Origin of the sequence: Streptomyces sp. BE20 (assembly GCF_036322525.1) — a bacterium.
In the GTDB taxonomy this organism is placed as follows: domain Bacteria; phylum Actinomycetota; class Actinomycetes; order Streptomycetales; family Streptomycetaceae; genus Kitasatospora.
The window spans coordinates 21,768-40,908 of sequence record NZ_JAQYWW010000957.1; the positions used below are offsets into that span (position 1 = coordinate 21,768).

Sequence of the window (19,141 nt, forward strand, 5' to 3'; positions counted from 1 at the left end):
GGCGTCGGACCGGCTCCCCCTCCCCCGCACCGCAGTCGACCGCTCCCGCCCCGCCCCGCGGGGCGGGGCACCCACGGAGGCCCCCCGATGACCGCCGCGATCGTCTTCCCGGCCCTCTCCCCGGTCCGCCGCGAGGAGCTCGGCACGTTCCTGATGATCCATCCGCTCGCGCGCCGGCGGCTCGCCGAAGCCGACGAGGCACTCGGCTACCGCCTCGCCGACGCGCTGGCCGACGCACCGGCCGACGACGACTACGCCGAACCGGTCCAGGTGGCGGTGCTCGTCGCGTGCCTGGCCCTGGCGGAGTGGGCGGAGCAGCGGCTCGGCGCCGCACCCGAGTACTGCGCCGGCCCGAGCTTCGGGGAGCGGACCGCCCTGGCCTACACGGGCGCGCTGCCGTTCGCCGACACCGTCCGGCTGGTCGACGAGATCGCCCGGGTCGAGCGCGAGTACTTCGCCACCGAGCACCGCGACATCGTCACCCACTCGTTCGTCCGGGTGCCCGAGGAGCGGCTCGACCCGCTGCTGGGCGGCCTGGAGTGGCACGACGTCTCCGGCCGGATGGACACCGACTTCCACATGGTGTCGCTGCGCGAGGCGGAACTGGCCGCCTTCAAGTCGGCGATCAGCGAAGCCGGCGGCTACTCGCTCTACACGATGCGCCCGCCCGCCCACACGTCCCTGTTCACCGGGGTCAGGGCCCGGATGGAGGAGGTGTACGCGCGGTACACCCTGGCGGCGCCCAGGATCCCGATCGTCTCCTACTACGACGGGGCCGTCCTGACCGGGCCCGCGGAGCTGCGGACCGCCCTGCTCGACGGGTTCGTCAGCCCGATCCGCTGGGTGGACACCGCGCGGTCGCTGCGCGAACTGGGCGTCGACCGGCTCTGGATCACCGGCCCGGACGCGATGCTCTCCCGGCTGCGCACCACCGCGAAGAACTTCGACGTCGAACTCTGCGACCTGCGACGGGTCATGGTCCGCCCCCGCCGGCGCGCCACGGCGTCCCGCTGACCCGGCCGCGCCTCGTGCGAGCCCCGGGCGCGGGCCCGGCGTGAGCGTACGTCACGCGCGCCGGCCCGGACGGGACTTCCCCGCGCCCGCGCTCACCCCTCCGGCTCGGCCGCCACGATGCCCAGCAGCCCGGGGAAGCGCTGCTCGATGTCGGCCCGGCGCAGGCAGGCCATCCGGCTGTTGCCCCGGTCGACCTGCCGGATCAGCCCGGCCTCGCGCAGGGCGCGGAAGTGGTACGTGACGGTCGCCTTCGAGACCGGCAGCGCGAACGAGCTGCACGTCCGCGCGGCGCCGTCGGGTCCGGTGGCCAGCTCGCGCACCACGCGGCGGCGCAGCGGATCCGCCAGCGCGGAGAGCACGGGGCCGAGCTCGATCTCCTCGACGCTCGGGTGGCCTTCGTCGTCGGGCATCCGGGACACCTCCCTCCAGGTATGGATTGCATCGTACCTGCGGGTCGGCTAGCGTCGCCCAGGTACGAGATTTCCTGTACCTACGCCTGTCCCAGGACCTCCCGGAGGGGGAACCCCGCATGTCCCAGCCGTTCACGCTCGTCGGCACCGCCCGCCCCAGGCCCGAACGCGCCGAGGAGCTGAAGGAGCTCCTGCTCTCGTTCGTCGAACCCACCCGGCAGGAGTCCGGCTGCCTGGAGTACCACTTCCACGAGGACCGCCAGGAGCCCGGCGTCTTCGTCTTCTACGAGGCATGGCGCTCCGAGGCCGACCTCGACGCCCACCTCGCCCTCCCCCACATGCGGGCCTTCTGGGAGCGGCGGATGGACTACCTGGAGACCGACCTCGACATCCGTTTCCTCACCATGCACAGCCCCTACCGGCCGAGCGGGGATCAGTAGACGTCCCGGACGTAGCGCTTGTCGCCCGCCAACTGCCGGACGTACCCGGCGGCCGACTCCTCGTCCATCCCGCCGTGGGCGGCGACGATCTCCCGCAACGCCCGGTCGACGTCCTTGGCCATCCGGCCGGCGTCGCCGCAGACGTAGACGTGGGCACCGTCCTGGAGCCACCGCCACAGGCGCGGCCCGTGCTCGCGCATCCGGTCCTGGACGTAGACCTTGTTGCGCTGGTCGCGCGAGAAGGCGACGTCGAGGCGGTCCAGGTGACCGGAGGCGCGGAACGCCTCCAGCTCCTCCCGGTAGTAGAAGTCGGTGGCTTCGCGCTGCTCGCCGAAGAACAGCCAGTTCGCGCCGGTGTGGCCACGGGCCCGCCGATCCTCCAGGAAGCCGACGAACGGCGCGACGCCGGTGCCGGGGCCCACCATGATCATCGGCGTCGTGGAGGAGCCCGGCGGGCGGAAGTGCGGGGAGCGCTGGACGAACACCTGCACCGGGCCGTCGTCGGCGCAGTCGGCGAGGTAGGTCGAGCAGACGCCGTTGCGGTCGCGGCCGAGGTCGTTGGTGTAGCGGACCACGGACACCGTGAGGCGCACCTCCCCGGGGTGCGCCAGCGGGCTGGAGGAGACGGAGTAAAGCCGGGGCTGGAGCCGCCGGAGCACGCCGGCCCACTCGGCGGCGCTCGCCCGGACCGGGAAGGCCGCGACCACGTCGGCGGCCTGCCGGCCCCAGCTCCACCGCGCCAGCTCGCCCTTGTTGTCCGGCCGCAGCAGCCGCTTGAGGTCGCGGTCGCCGGTGCGCTCGGCGAGGAAGCCGAGCAGGTCCGGGGTGATGCGGGTGATGTCGAGCCGGGTCCGCAGGGCCTCGCCGAGGGGGAGGTCGCCGACGCCGGGCAGGGTCACGCCCCGCTCCGCGTCGAGGCCCGTCAGCGCGAGCCACTCCGCGACCAGCCCGGACCCGTTGGCCGGCCACACCCCGAGGGCGTCACCGGCCTCGTAGGCGAGCCTGCCGCCGTGGGTGTCGAACGCGAACTGCCGCACCTCCTTCTGCGCCCCGGGCAGGCTCAGCACCCGGTTGCCGATCAGGAGGGTGGTGAAGGGGGACGCCTTCGAGGAGCCGGCCGGCGCGGCGGCCCGGACCGTGGAGAGCAGGGCGGCGGACGCGGCTGCGGGCGGTACGGCGGGGGCCGTCGCGGCGGCGGGCGCGGGAGGCTCCGGTGCGCCGCCCGCCGTGACGGACGGCCCGGCGGTGGACGGCCCGGCGGCGGCCGGCCGGCCGGCCGCGTCGGCGACGGAGCCGGGAAGGGGGCCGACGAGGGGAGCGTCGAGGGGAGCCGCGAGCACGCCGGTGACCTGCTCCAGCCACGTCCCGGCGGCCTCGTCGTCGTCCGCCTCGCAGTCGGTCCGCGGGTGCAGGCGGGTGGCGCCGAGCTCCGCGAGCCGTTCGTCGAGGCGCCGCCCGTGGCCGCAGAAGTCGTCGTAGCTGGAGTCGCCGAAGGCGAGGACGGAGTACCGCACGCCGTCCAGCCGGGCCGCGCCGCCGTCGGCCAGCGCCTGCCAGAAGTCGGCGCCGTTGTCGGGTGCGTCACCGTCGCCGAAGGTGCTGGTGACGATGAGCAGGTCGGTGCCCGCGGTGAGCCGTCCGGGCGTGGTGTCGGCCATGGCGAGCAGGGCCGGGGGGCGGCCCGCCTCGGCCAGCCGGGCGGCGGCCCCGGCGGCGAACTCCTCGGCGGTGCCGGTCTGCGAGGCCCACAGGACGAGCAGTTCCCGGGCCCGGACGGGTTCGGGGGCGGCGCCGGCCGACCCGTGGAGCGGGGCGGCGGGGGCGGGCGCGGCGGGAGTCGCCGTCCGGGAGAACGCCCCGGCCAGCAGGCCGTCCACCCACCGCGCCGTCTCCGGGGCGAACGGCGCGTCGGCCGGCAGCACCGGCACGCCGCCGGGCGGCGCCAGCGCGACCCCGGCGAGGAAGCCGGACAGGTAGCGGCGCTCCGGTTCGGCGAGCACCGGCGGCGCGAGGTGCTCGATGCCGAGCAGCGCGGCCAGGGCGGGCAGGGCACCGGCCCTGCCACCCTCCACCGCCGCCCCCGGCCCCGCGTCGACGCCCGGGACGGCGCCGACACCCGGCGGCGGGGCGGCCGGGGCCTGCGGTGGGACGGCGGGCCCCGACACCGCCGCCCCCGGCACGGAGTCCGCGGGCACCGGGGCCGGCACCACCCGCAGCGCCACGGCGCAGGCCTTGAACTCGGGCTGGAAGGAGGCCGGGTCGACGGCGTCGTTGGTGACGGCGTTGATGCCGAGGTACTCACCGAAGAGGTCGTTCCAGTGGAACGGCGCGAAGCAGTTGCCCGGGCGGACCCGGTCGGTGACGACGGCGGGCAGAACGGCGCGGCCCCGCCGGGAGGCGACCTCGACGTGGTCCCCCTCCTCCGCGCCCATCGCGGCGGCGTCCTCCGGGTGGAGCTCGACGAAGGGACCGGGGTTCAGCCGGTTGAGCTTGCCGACCTTTCCGGTCTTGGTGAGGGTGTGCCACTGGTGCTGGAGGCGGCCGGTGTTGAGGACGAACGGGTAGTCGTCGTCGGGGAGTTCGGCGGCGGGCAGGTGCGGGCGGCCGAAGAACCGGGCCCGGCCGTCGGCGGTGGGGAACGCCAACCGGGGACGGGTGCCGTCCGCCCGCTCCAGCAGGGTCTGGCTGACGCCGTCGTTGAGGTAGCGGATCGGGTTGCGGTCGCTGCCGTCCGGGGACGGCGCCGGCCACTGCACCGGGGTCTCGCGCAGCCTCCGGTAGTCGACGCCGCGCAGGTCCCAGCCGGTCGCCGGGTTCCAGGCCCGCTTGAGCTCCTCGAAGACCTCCTCGGCGCTCGCGTAGGTGAAGGCGTCGGCGAAGCCCATCGCGCAGGCCACCCGGGCGATCAGCTGCCAGTCGGGCAGGGCCTGCCCGGGCGGGTCGACGACGCCCTGGACGAGGGTGAGGTTCCGCTCCGAGTTGATCATGACGCCGTCGGACTCGGCCCACAGCGTGGCGGGCAGCACCACGTCCGCGTACGCGTTGGTCTCGGTCTCCGTGAACACGTCCTGGGTGATGACCAGTTCCGCGGCCTCCAGGGCGGCGATGACGGTCCTGCGGTTGGCGACGGAGGCCACCGGATTGGTGCAGATGATCCAGCACGCCTTGACGTCACCGGCGGCCATCTGCTCGAACATCTCGACCGTGCCGCGCCCGACGTCGGTGCGCAGGGTGCCCGCCCCGATCCCCCACAGGTCCTCGACGAAGGCCCGCTCGGCGTCCACGAGAACCGATCGCTGGCCGGGCAGGCCCGGGCCCATGTACCCCATCTCCCGGCCGCCCATCGCGTTGGGCTGGCCGGTCAGCGAGAACGGGCCGCTGCCGGGGCGGCAGATCGCACCCGTCGCGAGGTGCAGGTTGACCAGGGCGTTGGTGTTCCAGGTGCCGTGGGTGGACTGGTTGAGGCCCATCGTCCAGCAGCTCGTCCACTCCCCCGCCGCACCGATCCACTGCGCGGCCTGCCGGATGTCGGCCTCCGGTATCCCGGTGATCTCGGCGACCCTCGCCGGCGGGTAGTCCGCCAGGAAGGCGGGCATCGCCTCCCAGCCGTCGGTGAACTCCGCGATGAACGCCTCGTCGGTGTGGCCGTTCGCCACCAGCAGGTGCAGCAGTCCGTTCAGCAGGGCGAGGTCGGTCCCCGGCCGGATCTGCAGGAACAGGTCGGCCTTGTCGGCGGTGGCGTTGCGCCGCGGGTCGACGACGACGAGCTTCGCCCCGGCCGACCTGATCCGGTCCATCATCCGCAGGAACAGGATCGGGTGGCAGTCGGCCATGTTCGAGCCGATGACGAGGAACACGTCCGCGTGGTCGAAGTCCTGGTACGAGCCGGGCGGGCCGTCCGCGCCGAGCGACAGCTTGTAACCGGTGCCGGCCGAGGCCATGCAGAGCCGGGAGTTCGACTCGATCCGGTGGGTCCGCACGAACCCCTTGGCGAGCTTGTTCGCCAGGTACTGCGCCTCCAGGGACATCTGCCCGGAGACGTAGAAGGCGAGTGCGTCGGGGCCGTGCCGGTCCAGGATCGCCCGCAGGCGTCCGGCCACTGCCGTGATCGCCTCGTCGACGTCCGCCTCGGCCGGCTCGGCGCCGCGCTCGGCACGGACCAGGGCTCTGGTGGCCCGCCCGGAGGCGGCCATCAGCTCGGCGCCGGTCGCGCCCTTCGTGCAGAGCCGCCCGCGGTTCGCCGGGTGCTTCCGGTCCCCGACCGCCTTCACGACGGTGCGCCGGCCGCTGACGGCGTCCCGGCCGATGTCGAGCACGATGCCGCAGCCGACGCCGCAGTACGAGCAGACCGTCCGCACACTGTCCGCCTTCGAACCTGGCGTCGTCACCGAGACTCCCTCCCGAAGGACCAAGCGGTGGGAAGCTCCCACGATCGTGACCCTAGGAAGGCCGCATTACCGCCTTGTCACGGCCCGTGGATCGGGGAGTTAACCGGATCGCACACATGCTCCGGGCCGCCGTGAGCGCAGCGGCGGCCGGTCCGCGCCCCGTCCGGGGCGACATCCTCGGCGTGCGGTCCCCGCTCAGAGGGCCGTGACGTCCCGGGGACCGGCGTCGAGGTAGGCCCAGGCCCTGGTACCGGACCGCAGGACGACCTCGGTCCTGGCGTAGTCGTCGACCTCGTAGTCGTCCGCCGCGGCGAGCTCGGCGTCGGTGAGGGCGAAGACGCTTCCCTCCACCGCGTCGCCGCCCTCGGCGGAGGCCACCACCAGGGGGTGGCGGTCGGTGCCGCTGGCCGCGATCACCTCCGGGTCCGTGATCGCGATGGAGGTCAGGCGGAAGCCCGGCAGCGCGTCCGGCCGCCCGTCGAGGCGCCGGCCGAACCGGGCGAGCTGGACCCCGGGGAGCTGGAGCGTCCCGTAGGAGAACAGGTGGTGGACCGTCTGATCGGTCATCGAGAGAACCCCTCCGCGGACTCGGTTGCGCACGCCGGCCCCAACCTATCGAACGCGATTCGCACGGTGCAGCACCGTGACGCGAATCCTGCCCTTCGGGGCGCTCCGCCGACCAGGCCGCCGGGCCCGGCAGTGTACGGGGTCCGCGCTCCACGGACTAGGGTGACGGCCGTGGAGCGGGTACTGGTCGCGGGCATCCCGGGTGCGGGCAAGACGACGGCGGCGGGGCGGCTGGCCGCGCGGCTCGGCCTGCCGCAGTACGAACTGGACGCCCTGCACCACGGGCCGAACTGGACCCCGCGGCCCGCGTTCCGCTCCGACGTCGAGGCGTTCGCGCACACCGCCCGCTGGGTCACCGAGGACCAGTACACCGGGCTGCTCGGGGATCTGCTGACCACCCGGGCCGACACCTACGTCTGGCTCGACCTGCCCCGGTACACCGTCATGCACCGCGTCCTGCGCCGCTCGCTCGCCCGTGCGCTCACCCGCCGCGAGCTGTGGAACGGCAACCGGGAGCACTTCCGGGAGTGGCGCGACCCGGAGCACCCGATCCGCCGGGCCTGGAGCCAGCACTCCGCGTACCGCCGACGGACCCTGGACCGCCTCGCCGCCAACCCCGGGCTGACGCTGGTCCACCTCACCTCGGCCCGGGCCGCCCGCGCCTGGCTGCGCACGGTCCCCCGGCCGCTCCCCGCCCGCCCCGGCACCACGACGGAGCGGTAGGTCCGGTCGGTGCCGGCTGGGGGCGGCCGGTCAGCCGTGGCCGGCGGTGGACGCCCGGACGCGCAGTGCCCAGTCGTGCCGGCGCACCACGCCGGGGACCGCCGCTCCCGCCAGCAGATCGCTCAGCAGCTCCGCGCACGCGCGTCCGTACTGCGCCGCGCGCAGGTCCACCGCCGTCACCTGCGGGCTCGCCCCCCGCGCCGCGGGGCCGTCGACGCACGCGGCCACCAGCAGGTCCGCGCCGACCCGCAGGCCCGCCCGGGCCGCGGCCGTCAGCACGCCGGGCACCGCGCCGTCGGGGGCGCACACCACCGCGTCCAGGCCCGGGGTGCCGGCGAGCAGCTCCGCGGTGGCGGCCTCCGCCTCGGCGGGCGTGGCCGCGAACGGGACCGTCCGCACCGTGACCTCGACGCCCTGCTGCCGGGTCCAGTCGGCGGCGGCGGCCCGCAGCGCCGCGGCCCAGTCGGACCCCGGGCCGGGGGCCAGCAGCGCCGGGCGGCGTGCTCCGCGCGCCGCGAGGTGATCGAGCAGCGAGGCGAGCGAGGCGGCGTTGTCGCACACCACCGCGCCGCTGGGGGCGACGCCGCCGCCCAGGTAGCGCTCCCCCGTCACCACCGGCACGCCGGAGCCCAGCAGGTACGGGACCTCCGGGTCGTCGACCTCGGGGTCGATCACCAGCAGGCCGTCCACCCGCGCGGCGAGTCCGCCGCCGGACGCCGTCCCCGGGGCCAGCAGGACGAGGTCCAGTCCGTCCTCCCTGGCCCGCTCGACCGCGCCGAACGCCAGGTTCATGTAGTACTCCAGGCGCGTCGCCGTCCGCGGCAGGTGCAGGCCGATCGCCCCGGTGCTGGAGCGGCGGAGGCTGCGAGCGGCCGAGTTGGGGCGGTAGCCGAGCTCGCGGGCCGCCGCCCGGACGCGTTCACGGGTGGCCTCCGCGACCCTGCCGGAGCCCTGCAGCGCGTCGGAGGCCGTGCTCTTGGACACCCCGGCCGCCCGGGCCACGTCGAACAGGGTCACAGGTTGGCTGGTCACAGCCCGGAAGTCTAGACACCGCCCCGGGGCGCGCTCCCCACCTCGGGCCCGCCCTCGATCCCGTTCGCCGGCCGGGGCACGGCGGGCGGTCTCCGGCGCGTATTGCCGGAACGTTCCGGCATGGCTACTCTTCCCCGTGCCGGAACGTTCCGGCACGGCGGCGACGAGGCCGCCGGCCCAGCCACCCCCGGGAACCGCCATGCGTCTGATCACCGCCCTGAACCCGCCGGCCTCCCCGGCCCGCACCCGCGCCCCGCAGCGCGCCGCCCTGCGGGTGGCCGTCGTCCAGCAGCGCTGGCACCAGGACCCGGAACAGCACCGCGCCGGTCTGCTGGAGGGCATCCGCCTGGCCGCCGAGCAGGGCGCGAGCCTGGTCGCGCTCCAGGAGCTGACGCTCTCCCCGTACTTCGCCGTCCTGCGCCAGGCGGACCACCCGCAGGCCGTCGAGCCCGAGGACCTGCTGACCGGTCCGACCTTCGCCTTCGCCGCGGCCGCGGCCCGCGAGCACGGCCTGCACGTCCACGCCTCGCTGTTCGAGAAGGCCGACGGCCCGGAGGGCCCCGACGGCCTCGGCTACAACACCGCGATCCTGGTGGCACCCGACGGCACCCTGGTGCAGCGCACCCGCAAGCTCCACATCCCCGTGACCGAGGGCTACTACGAGGACACCTGGTTCCGCCAGGGCCCCGCCGGCGACGACGCGTTCCCGCTGGCCGAGGTCGGCGGCGCCGCCGTGGGCATGCCCACCTGCTGGGACCAGTGGTTCCCCGAGCTCGCCCGCGCCTACTCCCTCGCCGGCGCCGACGCCCTCATCTACCCCACCGCCATCGGCTCCGAGCCCGGCCACCCCGGCTTCGACACCCAGCCGCTGTGGCAGAAGGTCATCACCGGCAACGCCATCGCCAACGCCACGTTCATGATCGTCCCCAACCGCACCGGCGTCGAGGGCGAGCTCACCTTCTACGGCAGCTCCTTCATCGTGGACCCCTACGGCCGCGTTCTCGCGCAGGCCCCGCGCGACGAGGCCGCCGTCCTGGTCGCCGACCTCGACCTCGACCAGCGCCACGACTGGCTCGAACTCTTCCCGTTCAACTCCACCCGCCGCCCGGACGCCTACGCGCCGCTGACCGCCCGGGGCTGACGCGCGGGAACGCCGGATGCCGGTGCCCCCGACTGCGGGGGCACCGGCACCGACGGCACCGACGTCCGGCGACGTCGGCTGTCCGGAGGGGTCGGCGGAGCGGGCGTCAGAGGCGTTCCTCCATGCGGATCGCCTTCCGGAGCTGCCGGTGGGCCTCCCCCTCGTGGCCCTCGTGCTGTTCGAGGAGGGCGGCGGCGATCGCGTCGAGCTTGCGCTGGACGGCGTGCTCGGCGCGCCGCTCGGCGTTCTTGAGCAGCGCCAGCAACAGCAGCGTGACCGCGGCCATCGTGTCGCCGACGAGGATCTGCCACTCCGTCGACAGACCCGCCGCGTGGACCGCGAAGAAGGCGGCCACCAGCACGACGCAGAACACGGAGAACGCCGGCGAGCCGGTCAGGTTGGAGGCGTTCTCGGCGAGCCGCTCGAACCGGCCCCGCTCGCCGTCCTCACCTCGGGTGGCGGGGTGGGAGAGCGTCATGTCCCTCGCCCTCCCGTCCACCGCGAGCGGACCCGGCGGGCGCCGCGCGGCGCCCGCCGGGTCCCTGCCGCAGCCCCGGCCGTGCTCCGGGCCGGGGCGCACTCCTCACCGGAGCGGGCGGCGCCGAACTCGGTCATCCTCCACCGGTCCTTCCGGGACGGGCGGCCACCGATCGGTGGCCGCCGTCCGCCCTTGGAAACGTGGTCGTGCGGGCGCGGGTGTCCTGACGCCGCGGCGTCAGCCCCGGCGGGGGTCGTCCCGGCCGTCGGGCGCGGGCGGTGCGCCCTCGCCGGTCATCCGGGCCTGAGGCGTCTCCCGCACGGGCGCGTCGCCGATCCCGCCGACCGGGCCGCCACCGGCGGCCGGGGTGTCCGCGCCGCCGACCGGGCCGCCGCTGCCGTCCGGCGCCAGCCGGCCGCGCCAGCCGCCGGTCTCCCGGCCCCGCTCCTCGATGAAGCCCTTGAAGCGCTTCAGGTCGCCCTTGACCTGCCGGTCCAGGACGCCGAGCATCGCGCCGGCCTTCTCGGCCATGCCGTGCGGCTCGAACTCCATGGCCAGACTCACCGTGGTGTGCGAGTCGTCGATGCGGTGGAACGTCACGACGCCCATCTGCTGGACGTCACCGCCCACCGTGCGCCATGCGATCCGCTCGTCGGGGAGCTGGTCGACGATCTCGGTGTCGAACTCGCGGCGGGCGCCTGCGACCTTCGTCGTCCAGTGGCAGTGCCGGTCGTCCGTCTGGCGGACCTCCTCGACTCCGTCCATGAAGCGCGGGAACTCCTCGAACTGCGTCCACTGGTTGTAGGCGTTGTGCAGCGGGACGTCCACGTCGATGGACTCCTTCACGGTGCTCACAACAGTCTCCTTCCGAATCGAGCGGCACAGCAGTTCCGTACCGTCGGAGCGCCTGCCCGCTGATCGGGCTGGTAATCAGACGAATCCGATGTCGCCCGACCGGACCGGCCCGGGCGGCGACGGCAGCGGGCCGCTCCCGCCCGGGAGACGGGGGGTCCCGGGACGGCGGCGGAGGCACGCGGCCCGCAGGTCAGCGGCCGACCTCACGGGCCCGGAAGTCCTCGACCGTCTCCCGGCGGATCAGCAGGCGGGCCCGGCCGTCACGGACCGCGGCGACGGCCGGGCGGCCGACCAGGTTGTAGCCGGAGGCCATCGAGAGCTGGTACGCGCCGGCCGCCGGGACGGCCAGCAGGTCACCGGCGCGCAGGTCGGCGGGCAGCCGGGCGTCCCGGACCAGGACGTCGCCCGCCTCGCAGTGCCGACCGACCACGTCGGCCCGGGCCGGCGGGGCATCGGAGGGCCGGCCCACCAGCCGGACGGTGTAGCGCGAGCCGTAGAGCGAGGGCCGCGGGTTGTCGCTCATGCCACCGTCGACGGCGGCGAAGACCCGGCCGTCGGCGGTGTGCTTCACCGACAGCACGCGGTAGACCGCCACCCCGGCCGGCCCGACGATCGCGCGGCCCGGCTCGACCACCAGCCGCGGCACGGCGAGGCCGGACTCGGCGCAGCGGGCGGCCAGCCGGGCGGTCACCCGGTCGGCGAAGTCCGCGGGGTCGAGCTCGTCGTCCCCCGGCAGGTACCGGATGCCGTGGCCGCCGCCGAGGTCCAGCTCGGGCAGTTCGATGCCGTGGCGGGCCCGTACCCCGGCCAGGAACCGCACGACGGTGTCCACGGCGGCGAGGTAGGGCTCGACCTCGGTGATCTGGGAACCCAGGTGGCAGTGGAGGCCGGCGAGGTCGAGGCCGGGCTGGGCCAGCACCCGGGCGACGGCGTCCGCCGCGTCGCCGCCGTCGATCGGGAAGCCGAACTTCTGGCCGCCGACGCCCGTGCGCACGGCCTCGTGGTGACCGGCGGCGATCCCGGGGACCACGCGGACCAGCACCCGCTGCGGGGTGTCCGCCGCCACCAGGGCCGCCAGCCGGGAGATCTCCGAGGGCCCGTCGATGACGATCCGGCCGACCCGGAGGCGGCGGGCGAGCCTCAGCTCCTCCGGGGTCTTGGCGTTGCCGTGCAGCACGATCCGCCGGGCCGGGAAGCCCGCCGCGACCGCCAGCCGGAGCTCACCGGCCGAGCAGACGTCCAGCCCGAGCCCCTCCTCGGAGACCCAGTCGGCCATCGCGCTGCACAGGAAGGCCTTGGCCGCGTAGAGCACGTCGGCCTGCGGCAGGGCCTGCCGGAAGGCGCGGGCACGGGCACGCACCTCGGCCTCGTCCAGGACGTAGAGGGGGGTGCCGAAGCGGTCGGCGGCCTCGGCCAGGGACACGCCCCCGACCGTCAGGTCCCCGCCGCGTCCCGGGCGCGCCGAGGCCGGCCAGGGTCCGGTGCCGACCGCTTCGGCCGCTCCCGTCCGGCCGACCGCCGAGGGGCCGGAGGGTCGGACGGAAGCGGCGGCCGGAGCGGCGCCGGGCGCGGGGAGGGCCGCGAGCGGGACCGCGAACGGGGCGGTGGCAGGGGCGGTGAACGGGGCGGTGACCTGCTTCGTCATGGCGTGCGGCTCCTGCTGTCAGGGTCTCGGGGTGCGGCGGGGCGGGCCTCGCGGGGGGCTGCGGACGGCGTCAGTCGACGTACCACATGGCGATCCGGCAGTGCGCCGCACGCCCGCGCGGCCGCCGGTCGGCGTCCACGGCCTCGTCCGCGCCCGGACCCGACGTCGGCCCCGCGCCCGTGTCCGCGCCCTCGCCCTCGCCCTCGCCCTCGCCCTCGCCCTCGCCCCGGACCGGGCGGATCTCACGGACCGGAGCCCAGTCGGCACGGCGCGCCGGGAGGTTCCGGCCGGTCCCGTACGGCGGCCTCGCGACGGTGACGGCGGTGGCGACGGCCTGGATCTCGCTCATGGGGGGCGTCCTTCCGGTGGGGTCGCGGGCACCGGTCGGGGGCCCGCAGTTCCAGTGGAGACCCGCCGCGGGCCGGGCGCCGCCCCCTTGACGCACGGTCTACGCCCACCGGCCCGTCCTTGACGCCTTCCTGACGCCCGACGGCGCGGACGGGTGCGCCGCCGCCGGTCAGGGGCGCGGGGTGCGGAGCGCGGCGACCCGTTCGTCGCCCGGTGCCGCCCAGGTGAAGCGGTCGTGCTCGTCGCTGAGGGCGACCGGCTGCCCGGCGGGGACCCGGGCGGTGAAGACGTGCCGGCGCGCACGGAGGCCGTGGACGGTCGTGAAGTCGACGGCCCCGGCGTATCCCGTGAACTCGGCACCGGCGATGCCCGTCTCCCCGGCGAGTTCGCGCCGGGGGCGTCGGCCCGGTCCGCGGCGCGCCGCTCGGTGCCGGTGTGTCGCTGGGTGTCGGTCCCGGCCCGTTCCTCCGTCGTCACCGATTCCGCGCCGGTCTCCGCCGGTCGGGCCCAGGGCTTGGGCCCGTCGAGATCCGCTGCGCCGGGACGCTCGCCCGTGTGCCGTCGCCGTGCCAGGTGCGCCGCCGTCCCCGTCGGTTCGCCTTCGCCGATCATCCCGGATCCGCGCGCGGGGCGGTAGTGGCTGCCCGCAGGGCCGTCGGCAGGTGCGGGGACGTACCGGAGGCACCGCACGGGGGGTGCGCCGGGGTGCGCGGTGGGGTCGGACGCGGACCAGGGCCAGGCGCCGAGGCCGCCGCCCGGGCCCGGCGTGAGGCGACCGGCTACCGGCGTCCTCGCGCGACGTACCGGACGCCCGATGCCCGAAGGTGCAGCCGCGCCCGTGCGGGGAATTCGGACCTGCCTACCCCTTCACGCACACGCCTTCCGTTCCCGGACCGCGTCTGAAAAGATCGTCCGCTATCCGGTGACCGCTGTGCCGTGCGCCCCTGCCGGACGGGGCCGCCGCCGTCGCAACGTGGCCGCCCGGCGGCGCCCCGTGGAGGAGATGTGACCACCAAGGCCGGCGCCACCGCGCCCGTCCCGACCGACGACCACCGTCCCGCGCCCTGGGTCCGCACCCGGCTGCGCTCGGCCCCCGTCGCCTCCCTGCTCACGGCCGTGCTCACGCTCCTCACCGTCTTCCTCGCGGTGGCCCTCCCGCGCGCCGCCGACCGGGGCGCGGACGGCGCGCTGCGGCAGTTCGTCCTGGACCGCGGCGTCAACGGGACCACCCTGCAGGCCGGCGTCGCTCCGCGGCCCGGCGAGGACGGCGCCCGACTCGACGCCCTGCGCGACCGGTTGGTCGAACAGATCACCCCGAACCTCCCGCTCACCCGGGACGGCGAGAACTACGGCACCCGCGCCCGGATCGACCGGCCGATGCTGAACGAGGGGTACGACCGCCCGCACGGCGACGCCCCCGTGCTCTCCGTGCTCTACCTGCACGGCCTGGCCGAACACGCGACCCTGACCGAGGGCGTCTGGCCCGGCCCCTCGGCACCGGGCGAGCCCCTGCCCGTCGTCCTCAGCCGGGCCGCCGCCGAGACCGTCCACGCCGGGATCGGCGACCTCGTCGACAACGGCGGCCCGGCCCGCGCCCGGATCGTCGGGCTCTACCGCGCCGACGACCCCGACGACCGTTTCTGGGAGGTCCTGACCTGCCCGGAACGCGCCTGCCTGAAGATCCGGGAGGACGGCAGCATCCGGTGGGTGACCAGCGGGTTCACCGGTGGCGAGAACCTGTCCGCGCTGGCCGCCTGGGGCGAGGGCGGGGAGAACTTCTGGCGCCTGCCCATCGACCCCCACGCCCTGCGCGCGGACCGGCTCGCCGAGACGCGCTCCGCGCTCGCCTCGTACCTGTCCGGGCCCGGCTCCCTCAAGGTCGCCGAAGTGACCGACCGGCCCGAGCTCCAGTTCAGCACCTTCCTGACCGAGGTCCTCGCCAGCGCCACCACCCGGTACGAGGCCGCCGCCCCGCTCGCGGCGATCGGCCCGGCCGGCGTCGCGGGCGTCGCCACCGTGGTGCTCTGCCTGGCCGCCGCCCTCGCCGCCGACCGGCGCGCCGCCGAGATCCGGCTGCTCCGGGCCCGCGGCGGTTCACGCCCGGGCATCCTGCTGCGGCTGCTGGGCGAGGGCGCGGTGACCGTCCTGCCCGCCGCCGCCGTCGCCACCGCACTCGCGCTGACGCTGCTGCCCACCCCCCGGTGGGGCGCGGCCGTACTCGCGGCCGTGACCGCCACCCTGCTCGCGGTCCTGGCCTTCCCGGTCCGGGCCGTCCTCCCCCCGGGCCGGGCCCGCACCGCCGCCGGTGGGAACGGCCGGCGGCGGATCGTCGGCGAACTCGCCGTCCTGGCCGTCACCGTCGCGGCCGTGGTCGAGGTCCGCCGGCGCGGCCTCGCCCCCGGAACCGGCACCGACCCGCTGCTGGTGACCGCGCCCCTGCTGCTCGCGCTCACCGGCGGCCTGCTGCTGGCCCGCGTCCAACCGCTCGTGGCCGGCCGGCTGGCCCTGCTCGCCCGGCACGGCCGCGGCCTGACCGGCTTCCTCGGCCTCGCCCGGGCCACCCGCGACGCCTCGGGCCGCCACCGGCCGGCGGTGCTGGCACCCCTCGCCCTGCTGCTGGCCGTCAGCACCGCCGGTTTCGGAACCACCGTGCTCGCCACCCTCGACGGCGTCCGGCTGCAGGCGGCCCGGACGGCCGTGGGCGGCGATGCCGCAGTGTCCGTCCCGCTCGACGCCACCCTCCCGGCGGCGTTCACCTCGGCCGCCTCGGCCATGCCGGGCGTGCGAGCCTCGACCGCGGTCCGGGTCGAGGGGCAGACCTACGTCCTGCGCGCCGGCCGGACCGCCCTCCAGGTCACCCTGGTGGTGGCCGAGCCAACCGCGTACGCCGAGATCGCCCGGACGACCGGCGCCGGCACCTTCGACCCCGCCGTGCTGGCCGGCCCGCACGGCGGCCCCGACACCCCGGTGCCCGCCCTGATCAGCACGGGCCTCGCCGGGGAACTGTCCGACGGCCCGCAGCGGTTGCGCGTCCCCGGCGGCGAACTGCTCACCGGCGTCGCGGGTCGCGTCGACGCCACTCCCGCGATCCCGGACGCCGTCCGCGCGTTCGTCGTCGTGCCCGCGGGACCCTCCGTCGCACGGGTTCCCGCGCTCGCGGGGGCCACCAGCTGGCTCGCCGCCGGCGACATCGACCCGGGCCGGCTCAGGTCCCTGGTCATGGAGCGCGGCCTCACCGAGGTGACCGGCGTGGCCGGACTCCTGCGCGAGGAGGCCCGGGCCATCAGCGAGGACCCGGACAAGGTGCCTGCCGGGTACACGGTGCGCACCAGCGGCGAGGTGGACGCCGAACTCGCCGCCGACCCGCTCCAGCGCTCCGCCGCGCGGCTGTTCCGGTCCGCGGTCGCCGCCGGTGCCGGATTCGCGCTGCTCGCCGTCCTGCTGACGCTGCTGCGGGCGTCCCCCGACCGTGCGGCACTGCTCGCCCGGCTGCGCACCATGGGCCTGCGCCCCCGCCAGGGGCTGGCACTGATCATCACCGAGACGATCCCGCAGACCCTGGCGGCGGCGGTCTGCGGCGGGGTGGTCGCAGCGGCGGCGGTCGGACTCCTCGGCCCGGCGTTCGACCTGTCGCTGCTGGTCGGCTCCGAGGCCCGCGGCTCGCTCACCCCGCTCCTGATGCCGGTGCTGCTGCCCACCGCGGGCCTGGCCCTGCTGATCTGTGCGGGGGTGGTCCTGGAGGCGTTCGTGTCGGGCCGGCGTCAGATCGCCACCGAGCTGAGGGCGGGAGACCGGCCGACCGCGTGAGCGTGGCGCCGCCCGAGGGGATCGCACGGCGGCCACCATGCGACGAAAGAACAAAAAGGCCGCCTTCGCATCTCTGCGAAAACGGCCCACACCCTGCATGAACGCCGAACAACAGGATTTGTCACCTGCGCCCCCCGGCATCTCGGTAATCCCGTCATCTCCCGGCCGAACGGCTGGGCTGGGATTTCGCGATCACGAGTCGCAGAATCAGGGCTCCTGCTCCACTAGTCTGCACATGATCCTCCTCGCGATTGCGTCCTTCCGGTAAGTTCTCCGGCACCTTCCAGGTTACTCCGACAAGGGCGCATCCGGGTCCGCCCGGTGCACGAATTCCGTCGCGCGGGCCCACGGCCGCGACGGATCGTCCGATCGGGCCTCCCGGAACAGGCGCAGGCCGTGCGGCCGACAGCCCCGGATCCGGCCCGGTCCGGGTGTCGCGAGGCGGGAACCGGTGCGGCGCCGGGACACGGACGACGTCGATGATGCGCTCGTGGATCCGCGGGGAGCACGGCGGGGAAACCGGTTGAGGAAGGGGTCGCCGCGAGGCGCCGGGACATTCGCACCGGCCGGCCGAAAATTCCACGGTGGACCATCCGGAGGGCTTCGGCGGGCGCGCTCCGAAAAGATCCACATCCGGCACAAGAGTTCGTAGACGACGGATCTATTCGGCCCGACGGACCAGGCCACGCCGACGCCCGCCCGCGAGGCGGCCGGACCGTTCGCCGGAGGCGTCCCACCATGAGGGTCGTCCGCAGGCGAGGGTGGGTCCGGAGACGGCACACGAGCGTCAGCGGCGGAAGCGAGGGCGGCATCGCGGCCCCGACCTCGCGGGGTCGGGGCGGCCGGCCGCACCGGCCGTCGGCCCAGGGCCCCGGCGGGCTCGCCGGGCATCCCCGGCGGGGACGGACCGCACGGGGCCCGACGAAGGATCCGGCCACCGCGACCCCTCATAGTTTCAGGCGGCGCACGAACAACACCCTGTTGATTCCGGCACCGCCCCCCACGGGCCGCCACTGACCTGGGGCCCCTCCCGACGGTCGGCCTTTCTGTCGCCCGTCGCACGACCGGTACCGCGTCCGCGCCCCCTTGACCGGCGGTCAAGTGGTTCAAGTAATGTCGCCAGCCGGGGCCAGGCGCTCCGGATTTCTTTCGTGCTCAACCACGCGTCCCCGCTCATGATCCGTATCTACGGCTGGAGTACACGGCGATGACCGCGGCAACCGAGATCGGCGCTCGCTTCGCGTACCGCGTCTACCACTCACTTCTCCGCACCGAGAACGGCGGCATATGCCACGAAGAAATTGCCGATAACCTCGGCCTCGAACTCGACCAGGTCCACGAAGCCGTGGAGTGGCTGACCGGGAACGGCCTCCTCGACCGGGACTCGACCACCCCGGTCGCCACCCCGCAGAGCGTCCTGAGACGCCTGTTCGCCGATCAGCAGGAACGCATCACCGAGCTCACCCGCACCAACGACCTGATCGCCGACCTGACGAACGGGTTCCTGACCATGCCGGCGTCCGAGCGGGAGGGCCTGGCGGTCGAGGTCATCGCGTCCAGGGACCAACTGCGCCGAAGACTGGGGGACCTGCACGCGTCCAGCAGGTACGAGGTGTCGCTGATGCTGCCGACGCTGACCGAACAGGAGTCCCTGGAACTCTGCCTCCGCGAGGACGTCGAACTGCTCAGACGGGGAGTCCGCTACCGGCTCATCGCGCCGTCCTCGGCCCTCGACAGCCCGGCCGCCACCGCGTACGTGAGTGCACTCCAGGAGTCCGGCGCCGAGATCAGGACCGCCGAGTCGCTGCCGCTGCGCCTGGTCATCCTCGACCGGGAGAAGGTCGCCACCCAGTCGCACCTCGAAGGGCTGCGCCGGAACGTGGTGATCAACGGCGGCCTGCTGGCCCAGATCTTCACCCGGGTCTTCGAGCACAGCTGGTCCACCGCCGCACCGTACACCCGCCGGCGCAGGACCACCGGTTCGGCGCCGGTCCTCACCGACACCCACAGGCTGGTGCTGCGCATGATGGCCGCCGGGGCCACCGACAAGTCCATCGCCCGTCATCTCGGGTACTCCGACCGGACGGTGCGGCGTTTCGTCGCCGACATCCTCCGCGTTCTGGAGACCGACAACAGACTCACGGGCATGGTGCGGGCCACCCGACTCGGACTTCTCGAACAGGAAGCAATGGCGCCGTGAAATCCGGGTGCCTCCCCGCTTCCGGCCGCGGCAGTCGCCGTTCGGCGGAAACTCCCGTTCCGGAAAGTTCCCTTCCGGAAATCCTCCTTCCGG

Annotated in this window: 13 protein-coding genes and 1 pseudogene; 6 read left to right on the forward strand and 8 right to left on the reverse strand. The window is 75.1% G+C overall.

What is annotated here, in order from left to right; genetic code table 11:
- The first annotated feature begins 87 nt into the window (after positions 1–87).
- The gene (locus PUR61_RS23945; RefSeq protein WP_329881431.1) at positions 88–1,014 is read left to right on the forward strand and encodes an ACP S-malonyltransferase; all 927 of its coding nucleotides are present in this window, start codon (positions 88–90) and stop codon (positions 1,012–1,014) included.
- Positions 1,015–1,106: 92 nt separating this feature from the next.
- On the opposite strand, the gene PUR61_RS23950 is transcribed toward PUR61_RS23945, so the two are convergent.
- The gene (locus PUR61_RS23950; RefSeq protein ID WP_329881432.1) at positions 1,107–1,424 is read right to left on the reverse strand and encodes an ArsR/SmtB family transcription factor; all 318 of its coding nucleotides are present in this window, start codon (positions 1,422–1,424) and stop codon (positions 1,107–1,109) included.
- A gap of 119 nt (positions 1,425–1,543) precedes the next feature.
- On the opposite strand from PUR61_RS23950, the gene PUR61_RS23955 reads away from it, so the two are divergent.
- Positions 1,544–1,864: a putative quinol monooxygenase gene (locus tag PUR61_RS23955; protein WP_329881433.1), complete on the forward strand. Its 321-nt coding sequence runs from the start codon at positions 1,544–1,546 to the stop codon at positions 1,862–1,864.
- Here PUR61_RS23955 and PUR61_RS23960 read toward each other — a convergent pair.
- Positions 1,858–6,252, reverse strand: a complete 4,395-nt coding sequence (locus PUR61_RS23960; RefSeq protein WP_329881434.1) for a molybdopterin-dependent oxidoreductase — start codon at positions 6,250–6,252, stop codon at positions 1,858–1,860. The genes PUR61_RS23955 and PUR61_RS23960 overlap by 7 nt on opposite strands.
- A 195-nt stretch (positions 6,253–6,447) precedes the next feature.
- On the reverse strand, positions 6,448–6,819 hold the full coding sequence (locus PUR61_RS23965; RefSeq protein WP_329881435.1) for a gamma-glutamylcyclotransferase family protein: 372 nt from the start codon (positions 6,817–6,819) through the stop codon (positions 6,448–6,450).
- A 171-nt stretch (positions 6,820–6,990) separates the two neighbouring features.
- Here PUR61_RS23965 and PUR61_RS23970 point away from each other — a divergent pair, with 171 nt between their 5' ends.
- Entirely contained in the window at positions 6,991–7,542 is a 552-nt protein-coding gene (locus PUR61_RS23970; RefSeq protein ID WP_329881436.1) for an adenylate kinase, read from the forward strand.
- 30 nt (positions 7,543–7,572) lie between these two features.
- On the opposite strand, the gene PUR61_RS23975 is transcribed toward PUR61_RS23970, so the two are convergent.
- Positions 7,573–8,574 carry a LacI family DNA-binding transcriptional regulator gene (locus PUR61_RS23975; RefSeq protein ID WP_329881437.1) on the reverse strand — a complete coding sequence of 334 codons (1,002 nt, stop codon included), beginning with the start codon at positions 8,572–8,574 and terminating at the stop codon, positions 7,573–7,575.
- 199 nt (positions 8,575–8,773) lie between these two features.
- Here PUR61_RS23975 and PUR61_RS23980 point away from each other — a divergent pair, with 199 nt between their 5' ends.
- Positions 8,774–9,715: a nitrilase-related carbon-nitrogen hydrolase gene (locus tag PUR61_RS23980; RefSeq protein WP_329881438.1), complete on the forward strand. Its 942-nt coding sequence runs from the start codon at positions 8,774–8,776 to the stop codon at positions 9,713–9,715.
- A gap of 106 nt (positions 9,716–9,821) precedes the next feature.
- On the opposite strand, the gene PUR61_RS23985 is transcribed toward PUR61_RS23980, so the two are convergent.
- The 4 genes and pseudogenes from PUR61_RS23985 to PUR61_RS24000 all read right to left on the reverse strand — a co-directional run bounded on the left by PUR61_RS23985 (position 9,822) and on the right by PUR61_RS24000 (position 13,042).
- Positions 9,822–10,193 (reverse strand): low affinity iron permease family protein, encoded by a 372-nt coding sequence (locus tag PUR61_RS23985; RefSeq protein ID WP_329881439.1) that lies wholly within the window; start codon positions 10,191–10,193, stop codon positions 9,822–9,824.
- A 402-nt stretch (positions 10,194–10,595) separates the two neighbouring features.
- Positions 10,596–11,048 (reverse strand): annotated as a pseudogene (locus tag PUR61_RS23990) (SRPBCC family protein); the annotation flags it as partial.
- Between the two features lie 190 nt (positions 11,049–11,238).
- On the reverse strand, positions 11,239–12,693 hold the full coding sequence (gene lysA / locus PUR61_RS23995) for a diaminopimelate decarboxylase (protein WP_329881440.1): 1,455 nt from the start codon (positions 12,691–12,693) through the stop codon (positions 11,239–11,241).
- Between the two features lie 70 nt (positions 12,694–12,763).
- Positions 12,764–13,042, reverse strand: coding sequence for a hypothetical protein (locus PUR61_RS24000; protein ID WP_329881441.1), 279 nt, complete (start codon positions 13,040–13,042; stop codon positions 12,764–12,766).
- A 1,004-nt stretch (positions 13,043–14,046) separates the two neighbouring features.
- Here PUR61_RS24000 and PUR61_RS24005 point away from each other — a divergent pair.
- Both PUR61_RS24005 and PUR61_RS24010 read left to right on the forward strand, forming a co-directional pair.
- Positions 14,047–16,848, forward strand: a complete 2,802-nt coding sequence (locus PUR61_RS24005) for a hypothetical protein (RefSeq protein WP_329881442.1) — start codon at positions 14,047–14,049, stop codon at positions 16,846–16,848.
- A gap of 1,207 nt (positions 16,849–18,055) precedes the next feature.
- Positions 18,056–19,048 (forward strand): LuxR C-terminal-related transcriptional regulator, encoded by a 993-nt coding sequence (locus tag PUR61_RS24010; protein WP_329881443.1) that lies wholly within the window; start codon positions 18,056–18,058, stop codon positions 19,046–19,048.
- Positions 19,049–19,141: the final 93 nt, after the last annotated feature.